At 69.7% G+C, this 22,545-nt stretch carries 19 protein-coding genes; 11 read left to right on the top strand and 8 right to left on the bottom strand.

Translation table 11 applies throughout. The annotated features are described in order from the left end of the window. Positions 1-116: 116 nt before the first annotated feature. The 4 genes from OHS16_RS18035 to OHS16_RS18020 all read right to left on the bottom strand — a co-directional run bounded on the left by OHS16_RS18035 (position 117) and on the right by OHS16_RS18020 (position 3,955). On the bottom strand, positions 117-557 hold the full coding sequence (locus OHS16_RS18035) for a VOC family protein (protein ID WP_328538238.1): 441 nt from the start codon (positions 555-557) through the stop codon (positions 117-119). A 414-nt stretch (positions 558-971) separates the two neighbouring features. Next, complete coding sequence (locus tag OHS16_RS18030; protein ID WP_328538237.1) at positions 972-2,051, bottom strand: HoxN/HupN/NixA family nickel/cobalt transporter; 1,080 nt, start codon at positions 2,049-2,051, stop codon at positions 972-974. A gap of 413 nt (positions 2,052-2,464) precedes the next feature. Beyond that, complete coding sequence (locus OHS16_RS18025; RefSeq protein WP_328538236.1) at positions 2,465-3,244, bottom strand: calcium-binding protein; 780 nt, start codon at positions 3,242-3,244, stop codon at positions 2,465-2,467. A gap of 168 nt (positions 3,245-3,412) precedes the next feature. Further along, entirely contained in the window at positions 3,413-3,955 is a 543-nt protein-coding gene (locus tag OHS16_RS18020; RefSeq protein WP_328538235.1) for a DUF1707 SHOCT-like domain-containing protein, read from the bottom strand. Positions 3,956-4,034: 79 nt separating this feature from the next. On the opposite strand from OHS16_RS18020, the gene OHS16_RS18015 reads away from it, so the two are divergent. From OHS16_RS18015 to OHS16_RS17990, 6 genes are all read left to right on the top strand, one after another. Further along, a complete protein-coding gene (locus OHS16_RS18015) occupies positions 4,035-4,178 on the top strand; it encodes a hypothetical protein (RefSeq protein ID WP_328538234.1) in 144 nt (47 codons plus the stop codon). A gap of 71 nt (positions 4,179-4,249) precedes the next feature. After that, complete coding sequence (locus OHS16_RS18010; protein WP_328538233.1) at positions 4,250-5,956, top strand: right-handed parallel beta-helix repeat-containing protein; 1,707 nt, start codon at positions 4,250-4,252, stop codon at positions 5,954-5,956. After that, the gene (locus OHS16_RS18005; RefSeq protein ID WP_328538232.1) at positions 5,953-6,360 is read left to right on the top strand and encodes a hypothetical protein; all 408 of its coding nucleotides are present in this window, start codon (positions 5,953-5,955) and stop codon (positions 6,358-6,360) included. Before OHS16_RS18010 ends, OHS16_RS18005 begins: the two co-directional genes overlap by 4 nt. A gap of 388 nt (positions 6,361-6,748) precedes the next feature. Further along, positions 6,749-7,792 (top strand): tellurite resistance/C4-dicarboxylate transporter family protein, encoded by a 1,044-nt coding sequence (locus OHS16_RS18000; RefSeq protein WP_328538231.1) that lies wholly within the window; start codon positions 6,749-6,751, stop codon positions 7,790-7,792. A gap of 253 nt (positions 7,793-8,045) precedes the next feature. Continuing rightward, complete coding sequence (locus OHS16_RS17995) at positions 8,046-9,692, top strand: PP2C family protein-serine/threonine phosphatase (RefSeq protein ID WP_328538230.1); 1,647 nt, start codon at positions 8,046-8,048, stop codon at positions 9,690-9,692. Beyond that, positions 9,689-10,753: a cobalamin-dependent protein gene (locus OHS16_RS17990; protein ID WP_328538229.1), complete on the top strand. Its 1,065-nt coding sequence runs from the start codon at positions 9,689-9,691 to the stop codon at positions 10,751-10,753. The genes OHS16_RS17995 and OHS16_RS17990 overlap by 4 nt, the downstream gene beginning before the upstream one ends. A gap of 44 nt (positions 10,754-10,797) precedes the next feature. Here OHS16_RS17990 and OHS16_RS17985 read toward each other — a convergent pair whose 3' ends face one another. Together OHS16_RS17985 and OHS16_RS17980 are read right to left on the bottom strand one after the other, a co-directional pair. After that, entirely contained in the window at positions 10,798-12,570 is a 1,773-nt protein-coding gene (locus OHS16_RS17985) for an MFS transporter (protein ID WP_443042777.1), read from the bottom strand. Between the two features lie 210 nt (positions 12,571-12,780). Then, positions 12,781-15,474, bottom strand: coding sequence for a serine hydrolase (locus OHS16_RS17980; RefSeq protein WP_328538227.1), 2,694 nt, complete (start codon positions 15,472-15,474; stop codon positions 12,781-12,783). A gap of 193 nt (positions 15,475-15,667) precedes the next feature. Here OHS16_RS17980 and OHS16_RS17975 point away from each other — a divergent pair, with 193 nt between their 5' ends. The 4 genes from OHS16_RS17975 to OHS16_RS17960 all read left to right on the top strand — a co-directional run bounded on the left by OHS16_RS17975 (position 15,668) and on the right by OHS16_RS17960 (position 20,057). Beyond that, positions 15,668-16,381 carry a GOLPH3/VPS74 family protein gene (locus OHS16_RS17975; RefSeq protein WP_328538226.1) on the top strand — a complete coding sequence of 238 codons (714 nt, stop codon included), beginning with the start codon at positions 15,668-15,670 and terminating at the stop codon, positions 16,379-16,381. Positions 16,382-16,613: 232 nt separating this feature from the next. Beyond that, positions 16,614-17,471, top strand: coding sequence for a helix-turn-helix domain-containing protein (locus OHS16_RS17970; RefSeq protein ID WP_328538225.1), 858 nt, complete (start codon positions 16,614-16,616; stop codon positions 17,469-17,471). Between the two features lie 190 nt (positions 17,472-17,661). Next, on the top strand, positions 17,662-17,871 hold the full coding sequence (locus tag OHS16_RS17965) for a DUF397 domain-containing protein (protein ID WP_328538224.1): 210 nt from the start codon (positions 17,662-17,664) through the stop codon (positions 17,869-17,871). A 590-nt stretch (positions 17,872-18,461) separates the two neighbouring features. Then, positions 18,462-20,057 (top strand): sodium:solute symporter family protein, encoded by a 1,596-nt coding sequence (locus OHS16_RS17960; RefSeq protein ID WP_328538223.1) that lies wholly within the window; start codon positions 18,462-18,464, stop codon positions 20,055-20,057. Between the two features lie 314 nt (positions 20,058-20,371). On the opposite strand, the gene OHS16_RS17955 is transcribed toward OHS16_RS17960, so the two are convergent. After that, entirely contained in the window at positions 20,372-20,785 is a 414-nt protein-coding gene (locus OHS16_RS17955; protein WP_328538222.1) for a DUF1398 family protein, read from the bottom strand. Positions 20,786-20,881: 96 nt separating this feature from the next. Between OHS16_RS17955 and OHS16_RS17950 the strand changes: the two genes are divergently transcribed. Further along, the gene (locus OHS16_RS17950; protein ID WP_328538221.1) at positions 20,882-21,352 is read left to right on the top strand and encodes a MarR family winged helix-turn-helix transcriptional regulator; all 471 of its coding nucleotides are present in this window, start codon (positions 20,882-20,884) and stop codon (positions 21,350-21,352) included. A 14-nt stretch (positions 21,353-21,366) separates the two neighbouring features. Here the strand turns inward: OHS16_RS17950 and OHS16_RS17945 are convergent, their stop codons facing one another. Next, positions 21,367-22,482 carry an ADP-ribosylglycohydrolase family protein gene (locus tag OHS16_RS17945; protein ID WP_328538220.1) on the bottom strand — a complete coding sequence of 372 codons (1,116 nt, stop codon included), beginning with the start codon at positions 22,480-22,482 and terminating at the stop codon, positions 21,367-21,369. Positions 22,483-22,545: the final 63 nt, after the last annotated feature.

The raw sequence follows: 22,545 nt of genomic DNA, 5'->3' as shown, positions 1-22,545 counted from the left end.
CGCTCGCCGCGGGATGCTGCCGCCACGCTGATAAACGACTTCAGAGGTGGCGAGCCACCTCTCTCCGAGGTCCGTCCCATGGCTACCGTTCGGCTGCATGGTTCGGTTCCTCCTTCTCAGCGCAGTTGCTCGGCCAGTCCGACGATGATGCCCTCCGGGCCGCGGAGGTAGCAGAGCAGATAGCTGTCCTCGAACCGGGCGATCTCGCCGACGAGTTCGGCGCCGTGCGGGCGCAGGCGGGCAACGGTGTCCTCGATGTCGTCGACGGCGAACATGACGCGGTGCGTGCCCAGAATGTTGTGCGGCCGGTTGCGCGGCCCGGCGCTGATCACCGCGGGGCTGCGGTACTTCGCCAGCTCGAGCCGGCCGTGACCGTCCGGGGTCCGGACCATCGCGATGTCACAGCGAACACCGTCGAGTCCGGTGCACTGGTCGGCGAAGAGGCCCTCGACCTCCGCCCTGCCCTCCAGCTCCATACCGAGTTCCAGGAAGAACGCGACGGCGGCATCCATGTCCTCGACGACGATGCCGACGTTGTCCATCCGCTGAATCGCCATGCTGGTTTCTCCTTCATCCTCGTGCGGCCGGTGGTGGCCGCTGATGTCCCTGGGACGGAGCCGGTGACACGTTCTCGACATCCCCGGACCGCCGGACTCCGAAAAATCCGCCGTGAACGTGACCGACCTCCGTCGGCCGGCCACTGCGTTTCGTGGAGCACGTGACCGCCCCTGCCCACCATGAACCGTCCCGTGCTCCGGGACCTTGCCGAAGGGTGCTGCTCACCAGGATCTGACCGGTCCGCCGCTTGGCGAGCGCCGTCAGCGCGTGTCGCAGGTCCGAAGCCTGCCGGGGGCGCAAGCGGAAAGGTCCCCAGCCGATCACGGCTGGGGACCTTTGACATCCACTTCTGGACAACAAGAGCGGTGGGCCCTGACGGCCGGTCCGCTGTGTGCGCTGCCGTCCGGGCTTCCTCAGTCCCTGCCGGTCGGCTGGGGCGAGAGGTTCGCGGACCACTTCTCCTCGATCCGCCCGTAGCGCCACACGAGGAGGGCGATCAGCCAGGAGAAGATGAACAGGCCCACGATGCCGTAGCCGGCGTAGTCCAGGTTGATGTCCGCGATCGCGGCCAGCGGGCCGGAAGTGATGTTCGCCTGGTCGGTGAGTACGCCGATCAGCTCGATGGTCCCGATGATCAGCGCGACAGCCACCGAGATGGACGTGATGGTGATGTTGTAGAAGACCTTGCGGACGGGCTTGGCGAAGGCCCAGCCGTACGCCACGTTCATGAAGACACCGTCGATGGTGTCCATGAGGCACATGGCGGCGGCGAACAGGATCGGCAGGACGAGGATGGAGTAGAAGGGGAGGCTGAAGGCGGCCGCGCCACCTGCGAGCACCAACAGGCCCACCTCGGTCGCCGTGTCGAAGCCGAGGCCGAAGAGCACACCGATCGGGTAGATGTGCCAAGCCTTGCGCACGGACTTGGTCAGGCTGTTCAGGAAGCGGTTCATCAGACCGCGTTTGTTGAGCTGCTCCTCGAGTTCCTGCTCGTCGAAGTGGCCGTTGCGCATCTCCCGGAAGATCTTGATGATGCCCACCAGCACCGCGAGGTTGAGGATGCCGAGGATCCACAGGAACACACCGGAGACAGAGGCACCGATGATCCCGGTCGCCGAGTGGAGGCCCGAGTCGTCGTCCTCGACCTGGCCCACCAGGGCCTTCACACCGGCCGACAGCAGGAAGGCCAGCGCGAACACGATCGTCGAGTGGCCGAGGGAGAACCAGAAACCGACCGAGAGCGGCCTGCGCTCCCGCGGCGTGCCGTTCGCCTCGCGCTCGGCGTTGTCGGACAGCAGTTTCCTGGTGGTGTTGTCCACGGCTGCGATGTGGTCGGCATCGAAGGCGTGACGCAGCCCGAAGGTGTAGGCGAGTACCCCCACTCCGACGTTGAAGACCGGGTGGTCACCGCCCAGGTGATAGTGCTTGGGAACGACGAGGCCGAACAGCACCCCGAACCCCACCACATGCAGCAGCACGATGAATCCCAGCATCCCGCCCAGGGAACGCCAGTCGCCACGCGTGAGTGATTGGCGAAACCGTCCGATGCGTTCGGACAGCGACGGTTCTGCGGTTATATCGGCGCTCAAGGCCCTCTCCATAGCTCGGCATATCAGCCAAAACACGCTGACCGTAGTCCTGCACCTCGCCTTATCGCAAGCTGCTCGCAATAGACCACTTGTCGCAGGTGAGCAGGGCAGGCGGTTCTGCGTTACTGCCGGGGCGTGTGTACCTGAGGGTCTCTCCTGGGGTGTGCCGAGTGACCGCCTTCGCACAGGGGCGCCGTCCCCGTGAGGACGGCGCCCCTGAGGACATCCGTTGAGACCGGCCAGGCGTGGTGTGACGTGCGTCCCTGGTCGGTGCGGCGTTCGCCGCATCAGGTCTCAGGGACGCTCGCAGTACGTGGCTACTGGACGTCGACGAAATCGCCGGTCGCGTTGACCGCCGGAGTCGTCGCCGTGCCCGCGAAGCTGTAGCGGAAGTAGCCGTCGGTGGAGGCGGTGACGGTGGACCTGAGGTTGCCCGTCGAGTCGGTCTTGACCGTCTTCACCGTGGTGTAGGTGGTGCTGTCCTTCTTGCGGAACTGCAGCTTCACCGGCTGGCTGATGTAGCCGTGGTACTCGTTGTCCTCCCAGTTGGCCCGGGACAGCTTGCCGGTGACCGTGATGGTCTTGCCCTTCTTCACCGGCTCCGGCGAAGCGTTGACCGTCAGCTTCGAGTAGCGCTGCACCTTGAACGTGGTGGCCGCGTCCCGGTAGATGTAGTCGTAGTCGTTGGCCGAGACCAGCGTGCCGAGGTTCCAGGTGGCAGCCGCGTTGTTGTCGACGAAGCCGGTCGACGCCTGCGGGTCGAACGTCAGCGTGCCCGTGCAGGTCGACGTGGTGGCGCTCGCCTTGACGCACGTGATCTCGTCGTCCCAGACCTGCGCGAAGTTCGGCTTCGGACCGGAGGCGCTGATGTACGTGGTCTCGGCGATGCCCGAATCGTCCGACGCGGTCACCGAGACCTTCGCGGACACGACGTTGGTGGTACCGACCACGACCGGTTTGCCGCCGTTGACGACGACCTTGTCGATCGTGATGTTGCCCTCGCCGCCGTCTTCCGCCTGGGCGGCGGTGGCACCGGTCGCGGTGGCGAGAAGCGCGAGGCCGGTGCCGAGCAGGGCAAGGCGCATGGTTGTACGCATGAAGGTCCCCCCAGGGATTCTTTGATCGATCAGAGGGAGCGTACGGCGTTGGCGAACGGTTCACTACGGTGTTGTTTCCCCGCCTGCACGAACACTCGGGCCTCCGCCTTCATCGGCACGTGCGAGCCGATCTCCCGGAGCCGGACGATCCGGCGACCGGACGGGGCCTCAGCGCCGTGCGTGGCGGATCGTCAGCCGCCCGAACCCCATGGCCCCGGAGATCCGGATCGTCGGCCCGCCGGGGCCTGAGCGCCGGCGACTCCTGTAGCGCGAGTCCTTCCACCCGGTGTGCAGGGCCTCGGCGTCGACGATCGCGTCGCGAGGCACCGTGATCCTGGCCTTGCCGGTGCCGAGCTGCAGCTCGATGTCGACGACCGGATGCTCGAAAACGGCCTGGGACAGGTCGAGGTACACCTTTCCGAATGCGGACTCGACCTTGAGCATCCGCGGAACCCGCCATGTGCCGCGCCGTCGGATCCGTCCGCCGGCGGCGGCGATCGTGGACGTACTGCCCGCGTTCTCCTCCGGAAGCGAGGCCAGGACCGGCACGAGCTCGCTGCGCGTCGTGGCGGTGAGCACCTCGCCGAGTCCTTCGTCCATCTCCTCGTGTGAGATGTGCCCTTCGGCGTACGCCTCCTGCAGGCGCCGCACGGCCGTGTCGCGAGCGTCTTCGCTGATTCGCGACGGAGGGTCTTGCGGCAGAGAGGTCACCGTCTCATTCTAGTTCCACGGCGACGATCCCGACACGTCAAACTCCGTCGCAGGCAGGGCAGTTGATGATTCCGGACCGGTGATGGTCAACCGAGCCCGCGCAGAGCGCCTCGCACCCGTCCAGGACGAAGGGCCGGTCCCGGAATGCCTGGTGGTCTCCTGCCGGCTCACCGACGTCGCGACAGCCGAGGCAGCCGACCGGTCCTGGCACGACTGCCTCTGAACAGCCTGGCCGTCCCCAACTCTACGGGTAATATCGGCTGTTCCAGTCGGCCGCGCGTGGGGGGGGCGGGAATGGTCGCGAGGTATCTGGTCTCGCCGCACGGTGGCCGTCGCGCTCACCCCGACATCACGTCCGCGCTCGCTGCCGCCGCCGGAAGGGGCCGAGCGGCGCTGATCGAGATCGCGCCCGGCCGCTACGAGGAAGCCCTCACCGTTCACGGCGAGGTCCAGTTGGCCGCGCTCGGCGATCCGGGCTCCGTGGTGGTGAGCCGGCCCCGCGGCGCCGTCCTCGACACCCTCGGGTCCGTTCGTGTGCACGGCCTCGTGCTGATCGGCCGCGACGCCGACGTCGTCGGCTGCCATGCCGGAACGCTCACGCTTGAGCACGCGGAGATCCGGGCGCACAACGGGGTCAGCGTGCACGCGAGGCCGAACACCTCGGTGACCTTGCGGGACAGCACGATCCTGCATGGCAGAGCCCTCTTCAGCGGGTCCGGCGGGCTCGTCGAACGGTGCCGGTTCGCCGACGCCGCCGACAACGCGATCGCGGTGATCGAAGGCGCCCACGTCTCGGTGCGGGACAGCCGGATCGGGGGCAGCATGATCCACGGCGTGCGGGTCAGCGGTGCGCGCGCCCAGGTCACCGGGTGCGAGCTGACCGGCACCGGCAGGGCGGCCATCATGGCGGACTCCCAGGCGGAACTCACCGTGACCGGCTGCACGATCAACGCCGTGCACGCAGAGGCGATCATGTTCGTCGAGCAGTCCCGGGGCTCTGTGGCCGGCACGCGGGTTTCCGATGCGCAGCACGGGATCGCGGTGGCGAGCGGCGCCGACCCGGTGGTGCGCACCTGCGTGTTCACCGAGTGCCGCGACACCGGCATCAACATCCAGACCTCGGGCCGTGGCAGGTTCGAGGACTGCGAGGTCAACGCCGCGGGCAACGTCGCGGTGTTCTCGACCAAAGGCGGAGCCCCCGCGGTTGACGGCTGCCGCATCTCGGGAGGCAACGTCGGCATCGCCGTTACCGATGCCGCCAGAGGCCGCTTCACCCGGGTCGAGATCAGTGATCTGACGAGCGTCGCACTGCGGGTCCGCGACGAGGGCAAGGCCGTGTTCGAGCACGTCCGTGTGGCGGGCTGCCCCTCGATCCTGGAGACCCGCGGGAACGGAGGCACCACGGCCGACGTGACCGACTCGCGCTTCCACGACTTCGGCATGTCCGCGGTGGAGGTCCTCGGCCAGTCCCGGGTCACGCTCAGGAGCGTGGTGGCGGAGCGCGGGCCGCTGGGCTTCGGTGTGGGCGACGACGCTCAGCTGTTCGTGCACGACTGCGAGGTCAGCGCGGTGAGCGCAGGAGGAGTCATCGGGTTCGGCAGGTCGAGGCTCGTCGCGCGGAACCTCACCGTGAACGGCTCGGAGGCCTTCGGCCTGTACGGGACGGACTCCGCCCGCCTCGATGTCGTGAACAGCGGGTTCGTCGACTGCGCGGCCGGTGGCGCGCACTTCGACGGCACGAGCAGCGGCCGGCTGGTGGACTGCACCGTGACCGGAACGCAGGGCGTGGCCGTACAGCACAACGGCCGCGTCGACCTCGGCTCGCTCCGCACGTCGCTGCCGGTCGTCGAAAAGATCACCCAGCCGATCGCGAGTCCGCCGACGATCGTCAACAACTACGACGGGCCGGTCTTCAACGCCCCGGTCCAGGGCATTCAGCTGGCGTGGAACAACATCAACGCCATCCAGCAGCAGGCCAACGAGGACGGTTCCCACGCATGAACGATCCGCAGCACCTCAACGACAACGGCGGGCCGGTGTTCAACGGCGGGGTCTCGGGCGCCCAGTTCGCCTGGAACAACGAGACGGTCACCCAGAACCAGCAGAACAACAGCACTGTTGCCCCGGGCTTCGAGGAACTCGCCGCGCTGGTCACCAACCTGCTCCGAGAGCTTCCCCGGGCCGGCCTCACCGATCCGGACCGGGAGGACGCGGAGTCCGCGGCCCGGGAAGTGCTGGCGACGATCGCCCGGCCAGGCCCCTCTGAGGGCGGCAGGCTCCGCAGCGCACTTGCCATGCTGCGAGGAGCGCTGGCTCCGGTCGCGACCGGAGCGGTGGCCGGTACGGCGGCGGGAGCCCAGGAGTGGGCCCGGGCGGCGATCGAGGGTTTGACCGGCGTCCTCTGACCAGCGACGGCTTCAGCGGTCTGCGGCAGTGATCCGCGGCCGGTGGCCTGCGGCATGGGTCGACGGCGGCGCCGGGCCCGGGTCGCGGTCGTCCCCCGCAGCCCTCCTCATCAGGTGGTCACGGTGGCGGGGGCCACTCAGCACCGAGCCGGCCAAGCCGTTGTCCGATAAAATGGGCGTGCCCCGGGGCGGTTGTGCGGTGATGCACGCTGCTGACGCGCAGCGCCGTGGCCGGCCGGAATCAGCGTTCCCGGCAGCGGGCCGAAGCCGGAGTGAGCGCCCCGCCACGCATCCCAGGCAGCCGTCCGAACCCGGCGCGAGCGCCCCGCCCCACGGTTGGCGACCTGTCGGCTGAACGGCCCGGTCGCCTCTCCGCGAAAGGTGCTTCATGGGCAAGCAGGTGTACCGGGCGGCTGTTACCTCCAGGGTGGCGGGCCTCAACGCGGCGGCGTTCTCGTTCGTCATGGGCACGGGCATCGTGTCCACCGCCCTGGACATCAACGGCGCCGGCACCGCCTCCGCAGCACTTCTGGTGGTGAGTCTTGCCGGTTTCGCGGTACTGCTCCCTGCCTACGGTTGGCGGCTGCTGCGCCGGCGGCAGCGGTTCATGGCGGATCTCCTCGGGCCGCGCGGGTTCGCCTTCCTCACCATCGTCATCGCCTCCAATCTGCTGGCCTCTCGCCTGGTGCAGGACGGCCATACCGCGGTGAGCGGGGCGTTCCTGGCGTTCGGGGCGGTGGGGTGGCTGCTGCTGGGCTACGGGATTCCCCTCGGGCTGATCACCACTGCGCGGCGAGGCCCGTCGATCGACCAGGTCAACGGCACCTGGTTCCTCTGGGCGGTGGGATCCGAGTCGGTTGCGGTCGCGGCAGCCGCTCTGAGCCGGCAGGTCCCGGGCCACCTGCTGCCGGTACTCGCCCTGGTCTGCTGGGCCGTCGGATTGATCCTGTACCTGTTGACCGCCGGGATCGTGCTGGCCAGGCTCCTGGTGCGGCCGGTAGCGCCGGGGGACCTCATGACGTCGGCCTGGATCTTCATGGGGGCGGCGGCGATCAGCGTGCTCGCCGGGGCGAGGCTGCTCGACCTGCCTCTGGGAAACCTGCTGGTGTCGCGTTCGGTCATCGCAGGGTTGTCCATCGTCCTGTGGTCGTTTTCCAGCTGGTTGATTCCCCTGCTGCTTGCTCTGGGGGTATGGCGGCACGTGCTGCGCCGGATTCCGCTGCGCTACGAGCTGGGCTGGTGGAATCTGGTCTTCCCGATCGGTATGTACGCGGTCACCACCCACGAACTGGGACGGACGACCGGGACATCGTGGCTGACCACGATGGGAAGCGGGGAGATCTGGGTCGCCGCCGCGGCCTGGGCGGTGGTGTTCACCGCCATGGTGGTCTCCGCGATCAGGGCCTGGCCCGCGATCAGGCGTGGCGCCTGATGACGGGTGCCGCCGTTCAGGAACAGAGGCAGGCAGAGCAGAAGGAATGCCACCCAACCCTTGGGCACTCCCCCGCGACCGGACGCCCCCCTCTCGCCTCCCGCGTACCGTTGTGACCAGATCGACAAGATGGGCATAAGGGGAGATAACGACGGGGTGAAGGCGGTGGTCGTCCCATGGCTCCATTCGCAGCGAGCTGCGGTTCCGGGCGCCCCCGCCTGTCCTGGGCAGGTGCCGACGAGAGCCGGTGCCGATGACGGACGGCGAAATCAGGGGTGCCTCATCGCTCCCGTCTCCGTCGGCCTGGGGCGGGCGCACACCACCGTGGACGGCGGGCGCGGCACAGTGGTCCAGCGCCGAAGGGCCGCACGGGCTGCTCGATCTGGTGGATCAGGCGGTGGTGATGTGCGACGAGTCGGGTGTGGTGCACGGGTTCAACGGTCCCGCGGCAGCGGTGTTCCCACAGCTGCGCACGGGAGGGCCGCTGGTTGAGCCCATGGCGTCGGCGGCGGCTCGGGGCGCGGAACGGTTCGCATGCGTGGTCGCCGGCCGCAGACTGTCCGGACACAGACGCCGGTGGAACGGCTATGCCGTCTGGCTGGTACGCCGCGACAGCCCTGTCCGGCGGGATGAGCAGCCGCCGCCTGCCGGACGGGGCCGCTCCGACTTCCTCGAGCAGGCCGGCGTACGGCTGAGCAGCTCGCTGCACCACGGCCGCACGGTGCGCGCCCTGGTGCAGGCACCGCTTCCGGTGCTGGCGGATGCGGCGGTGGCCGTACTGCCCGTGCCGGGGCACCGGGCCACCTGGCACCGGGCCGGGCAGGGTGCGGGGGCCGATTCGGGGGAGATGCCGGTCGCGGCACTGCAGGGCGCTCCGTGGGTCGCGGACGCGCTGGGAGGCCGGCAACGCCGGCCGGTTGTCCGTGCTCTCGGCGAGCTGGGAGATGTGGCAGCCCTGCTGCCGCAGGGTCCGGACTGCGAGGGGCTGGTGATCCCGCTCTCCGGAAACGGAGTTCCCGTCGGGGTGCTCGTCCTGGTACGAGGACCGGGCCGGCAGGGCTTCGACGAGGCGGACATCGAGCTCGGCGAACAGCTGGCCGCGAAGGCCGGGCCCGCGATCGGCGCTTCCGCCCTGTACTCGCAGCAGGCCCGCACCACCGCCGTCGTCCAGGAGGACCTGGCCCCCGCCCCGCTGCCCGACGTCGATGGCATCGTGCTCGGAGCTGCCTACCGTCCTGCCGCCGAGGCCCTGCGCATGAGCGGCGACTTCTACCACGTCGCCGCGGAGCGGGACGGGGGTGTGACGTTCTTCTTCGGGGATGTGTGCGGCAAGGGCGCGGAAGCGGCGCTGCTGGCCGGCCAGGTGCGGCAGAGCCTGCGGACCCTGGCTCTCGTGGAGTCCGATCCGCTGCGGACCCTGGGCCTGCTCAACCGGGCTCTGCTCACCAGCGCGAGCCGCTTCACGACACTGCTGACCGGTTCGGTCCTGCCGGCTCCGGGCGGGGGCCTGACCGTTCGGGCGGCGGGCGGCGGCCACCTCCCGCCGCTGGTGCTGCGCGGCGACGGCCGCGTGGAGACCGTGCCGGTCGAGGGCACCCTGGTCGGCATCCTGCCGGAAGCGGAATTCGGTCTGACGGAGTTCCGTCTCGAGCCGGGTGAACTGATGCTGCTCTACAGCGACGGAGTGACCGAGGCGCGCGGCGGCCCGGCCGGGAACACGATGTACGGAGATGAGCGGCTCGTCCGCGACCTGGCCACCTGCCGCGGGATGCCGGCCGGGGCGGTGACCGAACGGGTGGAGCTTCTCACCACGGGGTGGCTCGGGGGCCGTGGCCACGACGACATCACCGTACTGGCGGTCCAGGCGCCGGTCCGCGACGGCGGGAGGGAAGTCCGATGAGCGGTGCCGGAACGAAGATCACCGACGAGGCGCGGACCGCGTTCGACCAGTACCTGACCCGGGCGGACGCCAAGGGCGCCGTCGCGCTGGGCGTGCGCCTGCTGGAGGAGGGCACGGGCGCGGAGGAGGTGCTGCTCGATCTGGTCGCCCCCGCGCAGGTCACGGTGGGGTCCCGGTGGGCGGCCGGTGAATGGACGGTGGCCAGGGAACACGCCGCCACCCACATCAGCCAGCAGGTGGTCGACGCCGTCGCCACGGCTGCCCGTCCGCCGGAGGACGCCGCGACCGGGGGCGACATCGTGGTCGCCTGCAGCGACGGTGAGTGGCACACGCTGGCCCCGCGCATCCTCTCGGAGGTCCTGCGGCTGCACGGTTTCCGTGTGCGGTTCCTCGGCGGTCATGTCCGGCCGGCCCGGCTGATCGCCGATCTGCACGCGAACGGTCCGGATCTGGCCGCCCTGTCGTGCACCCTGCCGGTCCGGCTGCCGTCGGCCAGCCGGTTGTTCGAGGCATGCCGGACGGCCGATGTCCCGGTCCTGGCCGGCGGGCCCGGCTTCGGCCCGGGCGGTGTCTGGGCGTACACCCTGGGCGCGGACCTGTACGCACCCGGTGCCCGGGCCGCCGTGGATGTGCTGCGCAGCCAGTGGCCGCCGGTCCCGGCGAGCGGTCCGACGCCGGACCACCCTTCCACCGAGGCGTACGCGTGGCTCACGCAGCAGCGCCCCGAGCTGCTACGGGGTGTGCTGGAGCGGCTGCGGCTGCCCGTCCACGACGACGACCCCTCCGATCCGCGGTTCGAGGATGTCGTCGAGCAGGTGGGCTACCTGACGGACTCCCTCGCCGCCGGGGTCTTCGTCGACGACTCACGCGTCCTCACCGGCTGCCTCGGATTTCTCCGGGAGTTCCTCGCCGCCCGCTCCTCGCGGCCGGACTGCCTCGAAACGGTGCTGGCAGCCCTTTCGGAGCTGCTGCGCGACTCGCCCCGGGCTCTCGCCCATGTCGCCGTCGGCCGGAAGTGGCTGAACGACCGGACCGACGGCTCCGGCTCCGGCTCCGGCTGACTGTCCGGCGGGCCGCCCGGCCCCGTCCCGCCGGCGGCCCCTTGTCAGCCGCCCGCCGGAACCGTGTCCTGAAGTTCCGCCGGGCACGGCGTACCGCGCGGCAGGTGGTAGGGCGACGCCAGATGGTAGACGCCGGCCCGCGGGGCGACGAGCTCCGTCCACTCGTCGCCGTCCGCGTCCTTCTCCATCTTGACCAGGCAGCCGTGAACGTTGGCGAAGGTCCTCGGCTGCCCGTCCTCCCGTGCCCGGGACGCTTCCGTCTCCTGCGGACGCGGCAGGCTCCTGCCTTCGCCGTCCACCAGGGCGAGCCAGGGCGAGTACGGGATACGGATCAGCACCCGGCCCGACGCCTTCAGCCTGATGGTCAGCTCGCCCTCTTCGGCGCGTTCCACCGTTGCCGGCGGTTCGGCCATCGGGGTGGGGGCGTCGACCGCGAAGAGCTGCCAGTTGGCGTCGCCCCAGATCCGCTTCAGATACGGCTGTCCGTCCTGGATCAGCTTCTCCTCCTGGGTGCCGCCCGACGAGTCCGGCGTACCGGTCGGCAGCACGACGTACCGCACGGCCCAGCGGCCGAGCCAGGTCCGGTAGTTGTCGGCGTCCAGGGTGTCGTCGTAGAAGATCGGGTTGCGCTCCATGTCGGCCTGGCGGAGCCAGCCGCGCGCGAGGTTCACATACGGGGCCAGGGCCGATGCCTCCCGGTGGCTGCTGGCCGGTACGACCTCGACCCTGCCCTTCTCCGCACCGACCTGTTCCAGCTCGTTCACCAGCGGGGCGAGTTCGCGGGTCCAGGAGGCGGCGGGAGCGGTGCGCACCACGTCGTCGACGCTCTTGACGCCGATCCAGGTGTTGAGGCCGATGAAAACGATCACCAGGGCGTACCACTTGCGCGAGCGCGGCACCGTGTACGGGAGTGCCGCCAGCAGCAGCACCCCGGCGAAGAGCATCGGCAGGCGGGAGACGTTCGAGCCGATCTGCGAGTTGACCAGCCAGGTCAGCAGGACGCCGACGGAGTAGACCAGCGCGGCGGTACGGACGGTCCGCCAGTCCTTGGGGACCAGGAGCAGGACGAATACGCCGTACAGCAACGGCAGTGAGGTCGTGGCCACCGACATCGGCTGGGTGCCGGAGAAGGGGAAGAGCCAGGCGGAGAGCGCGACCACGACTGCCGGCGGGAGCCCCAGCGCATACGCCCCGGGGCGCCGCTTGTTGAGGAAGAGCGCGGTGGCGATCACCCCGAGGAAGAGCCCGGCCACCGGGCTGCTCGCGGTCGCCAGACCGGCGAGCGGGGCGGCGACCGCAGCCTTGGCCCAGCGCCGCTCGCGCCACTTCCGGGGCCAGCAGAACACCGCGGCGACCGCGCCCAGCGCGAACACCGTCCCCAGGCCGAACGTCACCCGGCCGGACAGCGCGTTGCAGAGGAACGCGAAGTCCGCGGCGAGCGCGCAGGCCAGCGGATTACGGACGGCGCGCACCCGGACCAGGATCAGCGCGGTCAGCGCGGCCGAGACCGTACCGGCCATCATCATCGTGGTCCGGACGCCGAGCACCGACATCAGATACGGCGACACCACGCTGTACGAGACGGGGTGTGTGCCGCCGTACCAGGCGAGGTTGTAGGCGGAGGCCGGATGCCGGCCGACGAACTCCGTCCAGGCGTCCTGCGCGGCCAGGTCGCCGCCGCTGTTGGCGAAGAAGCAGAACCAGACGATGTGCGCCACGGCGGCAACGGCGGTCGCGGAGGTGACGGGGTGCCGTTTCGCCCATGCCCAGCCAGCCGCAGCCCCTGGGCGGACGGGCGGGCGGTCGTCCGACGGCAGGTCTATGCGGCCCCCGGCGCGGGGGCCGCTCCTGTCTTCTTCACGCGTCGGCTCTGCAGTGGTCACCAAGACTCGCTCTCCTGGGAGGCAGGACGCCGTCCCTGCGCCCGGAGTTGCCCAGCGACGTTAACACGCACGAAATGGGTCGCCGCCGCCGCCCGCGTGGGGGCGTACCACCCGTCCACGCGGGGCGGCGGCCGAACGGCGCCCCTAGCCCACCCGGGTGAGCTTGGCCCCGAATCCCGGCTCCGCCAGGTCCTTCTGGAGAGCGACGGGCGCGGTCACCTTGCCCGGGCCGGAGCCCACGGTCACTTCGCCCACCACCGTGCCGGCCTTCGCGGAGTGCGGCACCGCGCTGCCCGCGTCACCGATGCTGAGTTCGGCCTTCAGGCCCGGCCAGCCGATCGCCTTGAGGTTCTTGGTGGCGACCACCGGGGTCTTCCCGCCGAGCCCGTCGTCCACATAGCCGACGACCTCGCCCTTTTTCACGACGGTGGCCGATGTGACGTCCTGCTGGGCGGCCTGGATCAGCTTGTAGCTGTTGTCCATGGCGCGCTGCAGCTTGGAGTCGAGGGTGGTGCCGGTCGTCTGGCCCATCACCACACCGACGATCCGGCGCGACGTGCCGTCGACGACGGTGTCGGCGGCCCAGAGCAGATTCCCGCCGGCCGGCGTGGACGAACCGGTCTTGACGCCGCTCACACCCGGCCGGAGCAGCAGCTTGTTGTTGTTGTAGATCGTGTTCGGGATACCCGGGACGTCGATCTGCGGGGTGTTGACGATCTCCCGGAACACGTCGTTGCGCATGACCGCCTTGGCCAGCTTCAGCTGGTCGGTGGCGGTGCTCACGGTGGTCGCGGTGAGACCGCTGGGATCGGTGTAGGTCGTGTTCTTCATGCCGAGTCCGGCCGCCGCGTCATTCATCTTCTTGACGAAGTCCTTGGTCGGTCCGTCCCAGCGGGACAGCAGCCGGGCCGCGTTGTTGCCGGAGGGGATCATCAGCAGTTCGAGCATCTGCTTCTCGGTGTACTTCTGCCCCTCCTTGATCGGCGCCGTCGACTCGTCGGCGGAGTTGGCCTCGTCCCCCGCCGTCTTGTCGACGGTGATCCTCGGTCCGGTCTGCTTGCCGGTGAGGGGGTGGTCGTGGAGCACCACGTACGCCGTCATCACCTTGGCCATGCTCGCGGTCGGCGAGGGCTTCACGTTCCCGTGTGTGCCGAGGCTGCCGACCCCGTCGACCTCCACGGCTGACTGCCCCTCGTCGGGCCACGGCAGGTTCAGCGCACCGCCCTTGAAGGTGTACGTGGGCGCGGCGGTGAGCCCGAGCGTCGGGGACGGCAGCGGCCGTACGGCCTGCGCGATAGCGAAGACGACCGCCAGCAGCAGCACCAGCGGCGTCCAGATCTTGAACCGGCGCACCACTGTGCGCACGGGGGTCTGCGGCGGCGGCGGCGTGTTGGTCAGCTCGGCCAGCAGGTCGAGCGGCGGTTTGGGCGGCAGCGGCTGCTGCCGGGTCCGCTCCACGATGTCGGGCTGCGCGGGAACGGTCCCGGTGGCCTTGGCCGCCGGGGCTTGGGGCTGCGCCGGCTCCGGGGAGGGGGCCGCGGGCTTCTTCCGCTCGGCCGGCACGTCGTCGGGGCGCAGCGGGACGAAGGTGCTGCGCTTCAGCGCGGTGGTGGGCTGGTCGATCAGCGGCTTCTTGGGCATCCGGAAGACGCCGGTTGGCTGGTCGACAGCGGTGGCACCCGGGGCCCCCTCCATTGCCGTTGCATCTGCTACGGAATCGGCGCCGTCACCGTCGTCGCTGTCACTGCCGCTGTCGCCGTCGCTGTCGGGCGTGGTGCTGCCGCCGGCCGCCGCACCGGTGTCCGGCGCGGGCCTGTCGGCTGACTCGTCCTCGTCACGGGCCGATTCGGCACCGGCGTCGTCGGCGTCGGGCTCCGCATCGGAGCCGCGCGCCGCGTCGGGGCCGGCCGCCGGCTCGGCGTCCGGCTCGGTGTCCCGTCCGGGCTCCGCATCGGGTACGGCATCCGCGCCGGAACCCTGGGGTTCGTCGGAGCCGACTTCGGCTCCGGCTCCGGCGTCCGCGTCAGCGTCCGCGTCGGCGTCGGCGTCGGCGTCGGCGTCGGCCCCGTCCGCGCCTTCCGCACCATCGCCTGCGGCGAGTTCGGCGGCGTCCGGCTCCGCTTCCGCGCCGTCCGCATCGTCGGCGCGAGCCGGGGCATCCGCCGCGTCTCCGTCAGAAACGGGCGCGGGCGCGTCGGACGCGTCGTCGGCGTCGGCCTTCGGGGCGGCGTCCGAGCCGGTGGGAGCCTCTGTACGGGCCTCCGGGCCGTCGGAAGCACCGGGAGCCCCGTCCTCTGCGGACGCACCCCCCGAGGCGCTCCCAGCGGCTGCCTCGTCAGCGGTTCCGTCGCCCGCCTCGCCGTCCGTCTCGTTGCCCGCCGGGTCATCCGTTCCGCCGTCGTCCACGGCATCGGCGGAGGCCACGGCGCCGGCCGGTTCCGGGTCTTCGGGCTCACCGTCCGCGTCCGGCGTCTCTCCGGGCTCCTCGCCAGGACCGCCGGCGGCAGTGCTCCCTCCCCCGGCACCCTCGCCCTCCGCGGGGGAGCCGTCCTCGCCGGACGGTGCGTCAGCGCCTTCGTCCGGAGCCGACGCCTGGGGCAGCACCCGGGTCGCGGGCACCTCCCGGACCGCCTCGTCCTCGCCGGACGGGGAGTCCGCGCCGGCGACCCAGGCCGCCACCGCGGCCCGCAGCCGCGCATCACCGGACTGCGACCCGGACACCGAACCCGCGTCCGGATCAGGGACCGCCTGGAAGACCGCAAGCCGCGGATCGCTCGTGCCCGGAGTCGCCCCCGACGACTTCCGCTGCTCCGACTTGTCGGGGGACTCGCCCGCCACCGATGCCTCCTGGATACGCCGCGCGGGAAATCCCGCCTGTCCGAACCATCTACCAGTGTCCTGTGTGGGCGCTTAACCGCCGCACCGGACGAGAACGACATACATATCGATTCCCGTACGAATCACCCAGGCACTCTCGACAGACCAATGTGAGAGGGGTCACCCTGTCATTCATCCACGCGGGGAGGCATGGATGGGCAGGAGCCGCAGAACGATTCCGGAAGAGCTTCTACTGCTCGCTCTGGACCCGACCACGGGTACCACAGCGCAGCCGCAGTCGCTCGACCTCGGCCTGGCCGGAGCACAGCTAGTAGAGCTGGCCCTGGCAGGACGGATAGCCCCGGACGGGGATCGTATCGCCGTGGTGATGGCACGGCCGACAGGAGATCCGACACTGGACTCCGCACTGGAACTGCTGCGCAGGCGCGGCAGCCCGGTACGGGCAGTCCACTGGATCGGCGGGCCCCGACTGGGGCTGCGCCAGATTTATCTCGCTCATCTGGAGCGGTGCGGCATGGTGCATGCCGTGGCGGGCCAGATGTGCGGAGTACTGCCGACGACTCGCTACCAGGCGACGGAGACGGCAATCAGCAGGGACATCAGGTCCCGGCTGGACAGTGCGATCCGCACCGGTGTACCTCCGGACCCGCGGACCGCGGCGCTCGCCGCGCTCGCTCACGCAGTGGGGCTCGGCAAGCATCTCTACCCCGGCAACGAGGGGCGTTCATCGCGCTCCCGTCTCCGGGACCTGATCAGGCACGACCCCATGGGCGGCCTCGTGGCACACGCCGTGATGGACGTCCAGAACGGCGCGGGCGCACAGCCGCGACGAGCAGCACCCGCACCGGGCAGCAGTGTTCCGATGCAGTCGCAGCACGGGTCCATGGCCCGTGTGGCGGCACACTGAGCCCACTCGCACACGACTGGGCACGGATCCGCGACACCACGCACCACCAGACCGCCGCACCGACGTCCCCACAGACCCGGTTCGGGAGCCGCAACACCAGCGCGCGGGGCCGGCATACGCCGGCCCCGCGCGCTCACTCTCTGGCCATTTCCCAGCGCAGTGCGTTGCATTGATGGCAATCTGCTGAGCACCAAGGCAGAAAGCAAGCCAGAAAGCCGGAGGTGCAGTTCCCGTGGCGTCCAACGTCAATCCCACCGTCAGGCGACGCCGGCTGGGCCAGGAGCTCCGCAGGCTTCGTGAGCTCAAAGGAATGACGGCCGAGGAGGTGGCGGAGCGTCTGCTGGTCTCCCAGTCGAAGATCAGCCGCCTGGAGAACGGCCGCCGTTCCATCAGTCAGCGTGATGTCCGTGATCTCTGCGGGGTGTACGAGGTCGAGGACCACCGGATCGTCGACTCGCTGATGCAGATGGCGAAGGACTCCCGCCAGCAGGGCTGGTGGCACGCGTTCGGCGATATTCCGTACAGCGTCTACATCGGCCTGGAGACGGACGCGGCGAGTCTTCGGGTCTACGACCCCCAGGTCGTCCCCGGCCTGCTGCAGACCCGTCAGTACGCAGAGGCGCTGATCGCGGGCGCCCTGCCCGAGACTGCCGTCTCGGACATCGAGAAGCGCGTACAGGTACGCCTGCGCCGCCAGGAGCGCATCAGTGCGGCCGAGAACCCGCTACGGCTCTGGGTGGTGATCGACGAGTCCGCGCTGCGCCGGGTGATCGGCGACCGGCAGCTGATGATCCAGCAGCTGGAACACCTGGTGGAACTCTCCAGGCTTCCGCATGTCACCGTGCAGGTACTGCCGTTCACCATGGGGGCCCACCCCGGGATCAACGGCCAGTACGCCATTCTGGAATTTCCCGACGCGGCGGACTCCAGCGTGGTCTACATCGAGGGCGTCACCAGCGATCTCTATCTGGAGAAGGCGCACGATGTGCAGAAGTACAGCGTGATGTACGAGCACTTGCGGGCGCAGGCACTCAACGTGGAGCAGACGCGGCAGTTCATCATGGAGATCGCCAAGGACTACGCGCGCTGAATCACCCCGTATGTCCGTTTTATTTAGACAGGGTCGGCACGGTACACCTCACCCGCCCCGCAGCGGAAGACCACTTGGAATATGCCATCCGGTCGAGTGAACGGCCCGCTCAAGCCCGGGAGTTCACGAGTAGCGTCGATCACGCCATCAAGAACGTTGGCGCACACGACCACTGCTTACCGGAGCGAACATGGCTATTCAGCAAGGTGCCACCAAGGCCTGGACGAAGTCTTCGTATTCCACGGGAAACGGTGCATGCGTCGAGGTCAAGTCACCGATCGAGCAGTCGATCGCCGTACGGGACTCCAAGGTCACCGGGGGTCCGTCGATCACCTTTGTTCCCACGTCGTGGAACACCTTCGTGAATGAAGTGGGTCAGGGCGTCTTCACCCTCGACTGATCCCGCTTTCCGCGCAGGGAGCATCCTGGACATCACCGCCCCAGCGCCATCCGTCACACCGCAGCACCGCAGACAAGGGCCCTCTCGACTGGATCGCCGTCCCGGCCGAGGGGGCTCGGCCGTGCCGGGGCGCCGGCCGGCGCAGGGGTCATCGCACGCGATATGGCGCAGATACGCGCCCACGCGGGGCACCGCGCACCCACGGGCCGAGCGACCCGGACGCGAAGTGACGTACCGAGCAGAGCAGTTGGACCCCTCCTTGACCTCGGCCGCACGGGACCCGCATCCCGTGCGGCCGTTCTGTCTGGCTGCGTATGGCGAAGTGCTCGCTCATCGTGTGGCCCCCGTCACTACGGAGCAACCGCCTCGATGGTCAAGAGAATGCAAAATCGTTCGCCTTACTGATCTGCGTTCATATTTGTGACCCGAGAAACCCTTGACCGACCCTCCGGGCAGAGGGTTCAATCCGTGAAGTCCCCTGTCCCGCACGGGGGCGCCGCCCGTTCGACGTACTGGCGAAGCGCTCCATGTTCATCAAGGCGAACAGTCACCTGGGTGAGCTCGTACCGGCGGACCCCTGGAGGGGGCACATGAACAGTCTCGACTGGGCCGTGCTCATCGGCTATTTCGGCGTCATGATCGCGATCGGTCTCTGGTCGCACAAACGCGTCGACAACGTGAGCGACTTCTTCACCGCCGGCGGCAGAATGCCGTGGTGGCTCTCGGGCATCTCACACCACATGTCCGGCTACAGCGCGGTGATGTTCACCGGCTACGCGGGCATTTCGTACCAGTACGGCCTGACGTCCTTCGTCACCTGGTCGCTGCCGATCGCCATCGGCATCGGCATCGGCGCGAAGCTCTTCGCGCCCCGGCTCAACCGGATGCGCTCCCGGCTGCACGTCTCGTCACCGCTCGAATACCTGAAGGACCGCTACAACCTCCCGACCCAGCAGGCGCTGGCCTGGTCCGGACTGCTGCTGAAGATCGTGGACGTCGGTGCCAAGTGGGCCGCCATCGCCACCCTGCTCTCCGTCTTCACCGGTGCCACCCTCACCCAGGGCATCCTCATCACCGGCGCCATCACCGCCGTCTACTGCACGGTCGGCGGGCTGTGGGCCGACGCGCTCACCGAGCTGGGGCAGTTCATCATCCAGCTGATCGCCGGTATCGCCATGCTGATCGCGGCGATGGGCAAGCTGGGCGGCTTCAGCGCGCTGTGGACCATCTGGGACAAGCTGCCCGAAGGGCACTCCGACCCGACGGCCGGCCCGTACACGGTGACCTTCCTGCTGGCGTATCTCTTCATCAAGACCTTCGAGTACAACGGCGGCATGTGGAACCAGGCCCAGCGGTACATGGCCACCGACTCCGCACGCTCCGCGGTCCGTTCGGCACGGCTCTCCGCGGTGCTGTGGCTTGTCTGGCCCACGGTCCTGTTCTTCCCGATGTGGTGCGCTCCGCTGCTGGTGCACGCCCAGAAGCCGGATGCCTCGGACTCCTACGCCCTGATGACCGAGTCGCTGCTGCCGCATGGTCTGCTGGGTCTGATCGTCGTCGGCTTCTTCTCGCACACGATGGCCATGTGCTCGTCGGACGCCAACGCGATCTCCGCGGTCTTCACCCGGGACATCGCCCCGGTGCTCTCCAAGGCGGCACGCGACTGGAACAGCCGCACCGGCCTGCTGGCCGCCCGGATCTCGACGCTCTCGTTCCTCGCGCTGTCCATGGCGCTGGCCACACAGATCAACTCGCCGGCGTTCAAGGACATCATCACGGTCGTCATCAAGTGGGTGGCCGGTCTGATGGGGCCCATCGCCATCCCGTTCATGCTGGGTCTGCTGCGCCGGTTCCGGCAGTCCGGACCGACAGCGGCGCTGGTCAGCTGGGCCGCCGGGCTGCTCGCGTTCTTCTTCACCAACTACCATCTGGACGGTTCGGCCAACACCGGTGTCGCACTCCAGTGGCAGGTCTCGCTGCCGCTCGCGATCTCGCTGGTGCTCTACATCCTCATCGGCTTCGTCAAGCCCGAGGACACTCCGGAGCGCGACGCGATCATCGAGAAGATCAACTCGGATGGCGAGGGACCGGGCGAGGGACCCGACGCCGCCGCGGGCGCGGCGGTGCCCGCTCCCGCCTCCCCCGGGGACGAGAAGGTACTGGGCCACGAAGGCGCAGGCGGCTGACACCACTGTCGCCATCACCGGGAGCGGCCCGCCCCTTCGGGGGCGGGCCGCCCCTTCGGCCACACCGTGCCCGGCGCCCCGGCCGCCCCGGCCGGTCCGGTGACGGATTCGGACCCCAGGCCGGGGCCGCCCGGCAGGATCACCCAGTTCCAGCGCCCGGCACTCACCGAGACCTGGCGCAGCCTGAGCCCTGAGCGCGTCCAGCGACCTGACGCCGCATTCCCACAGGCGCCTCTCTTCCTCGCCCGCCATCGGGCAGGCACGAGCGCCGGGACGCGGTGCCCGCACGGGAGTGGCTCGGCTCGTGCGTCCCGTCAGATCTCGACGGGCGGGTACGACTCGGTGTAACTGTCGCCGTCGGCGCCGTAGTAGACGCACTCGCGCGCCTCGAGGTCGACGTCGTACCGGACGACGCCGGCGCTCCAGCAGCCCTGGACGAATTCCGGAAACGTGCTGTCGCCCGCCTGGTCGACGCGGAGTGCGGTGAGGAGCGCCTCGCGGTCGAACGGCGTGACGCCGACCGTACCTGCGATCAGGGGCTCGCTCTGGACGGCGACGGGCCCGGCTTCGGTGAGGTAGAGCATGGCGTTCGCCGGAACGTCCATCAGGCAGCGGTGGACCCCGGCCTGTCGCAGGACCTCCGCGAGGTAGGGGAAACCGCCGACCTCGGGACGGATGGCGGCCGCACGGCCCAACGCCGCCTGAAGGTGGGTGACTGCGCTGTTCATGGTCATCTCCGGGGAGGTGTCCGGACGGGATTTCCGCCTCGTATACTGACAGCAGGTTCACATACTGGCAACATGTTGTCAATTGAGGAGAGTGGCATGCCGGACGAGATGGCGTTGCTGGTGGCGGACGTGTTCGAGGCGGCGGGACTGCTGCGCAGGTCCGGCGAGGCGATCGCCGCTACCGAGGGGCAGACGCAGGCCCGGTGGCAGCTGCTGAGTGCCGTCTCCGAGAACCCGCTGACCGTGGCCCAGGCAGCCCGCCGCCTCGGCATCACCCGCCAGGGGGTCCAACGCGTCGCCAACGATCTCGTCCGCGAGAACCTGGCCGCCTTCCTGCCCAACCCCGATCACCGGGGTTCGCCGCTCCTGGCCCTCACACCGGACGGCCGTCGCACGCTGGAAAGGATCACGGCCCGCGCCGACGACGTTCATCGCACACTGACCTCCGGCATCGCGCCGAACGAGATCGCCGGTGCCCGCGCCCTGCTGCACCGCCTCATCGAGCAGGTACGCACGCACGACGGCCAGCCCGACGCCGGCGGCCGGGCCCCGCTCGATCGGCCTTAGAACCGGGTCCCGGGTCAGCCCCTCGGGTAACGCGCCAGCCAGCCGGGGGTGCTGACCGCGGGCCCATGCAGAGCCGGGCCCTGGGTCATCTCCATCGCGAAGTCGTCGGCGATCTCGAGAACAGTGGAGCGCCCTTCCAGTTCCGCGAGCCACGCGGGCGGCAGGGAGGTCTCGCCGTGCAGGGCGCCCAGCAGGCTGCCGCAGATCGCGCCGGTCGCCTGCGAGGCGCCGCTGTGGTTCACCGCCAGACGCAGACCGTGGCGTACGTCCTCGCCGACCAGTGCGCAGTACACGCCGATGGCGAGCGCGTCCTCGGCCACCTCGCCGTTACCGATGGTCTCCACCCGCTCAGGGTTCGGCATGCCCTGGCGTACGGCGCCGAGCGCGTGCTGCAGGCCGTCGGTGACCGGCTGGTGGGCCGGCCGGGCAGCGAGCTGGGCGAGCGCGTGCTGGACCGCGGCATCGAGGCTCTCGCCGCGGGCCAGGCCGTGCACGATCACCGCGAAGGCGCCCGCACTGAGGTAACCGGTGGGGTGGCCATGGGTCTGTGCGGCGCATTCGACGGCCAGCTGGAAGACCAGGCCGGGCTCCCAGCCGACGAGGAGCCCGAAGGGCGCCGAGCGGCTGACGGCCGACGCGTCCCGCGCGGTGGGGTTCTTGGGGCGCTCCAGGGTGCCCATCACGTCGTCGCCGAACCCGAGCAGACAGTTCACCGACGGATCGCGCCGGCTGTAGAGCCACTCCTCGCAGGCCAGCCAGCCGTTGTCCTTGCGGCGCTCGTCGGGGCCCCAGTCGCTCTGCGTAGCAGCCCAGCGCAGATGGGCCCGGTGGACATCGGTGGGCGGATGCCAGGCGCCCGTGTCCCGCCGGACCTGCGCGCGTATCAGTCCGTCAACGGTGAACAGCGAGAGCTGGGTGGCGGTCGTCACCGCGCCGCGTCTGCCGTAGGCCGGGGTGAAGTCGGTCAGCCCCTCGGCGCCGTGGGTGCCGCGTATCGCGTCCAGGCCGAGCCCGGCGACACCCGCACCGAGCGCGTCGCCCAGTGCGCCGCCGAGCAGGCAGCCGCGGACCCGGCTGCGGAAGTCCTGCTGCTCGGCACGGCCCCACAGGGGAGTGGCTGATGCGCTCATGACGAAGCACTCTAATCGACGGCCGCCGACCCCTTGGAGCGCGATCGCGCTGGGTGAACGAGC

The organism is Streptomyces sp. NBC_00344 (genome assembly GCF_036088315.1).
Classification (GTDB): Bacteria; Actinomycetota; Actinomycetes; order Streptomycetales; family Streptomycetaceae; genus Streptomyces.
Note: the sequence above shows the minus strand (reverse complement) of the source record. Positions and strands in the feature narration are given on the sequence as shown.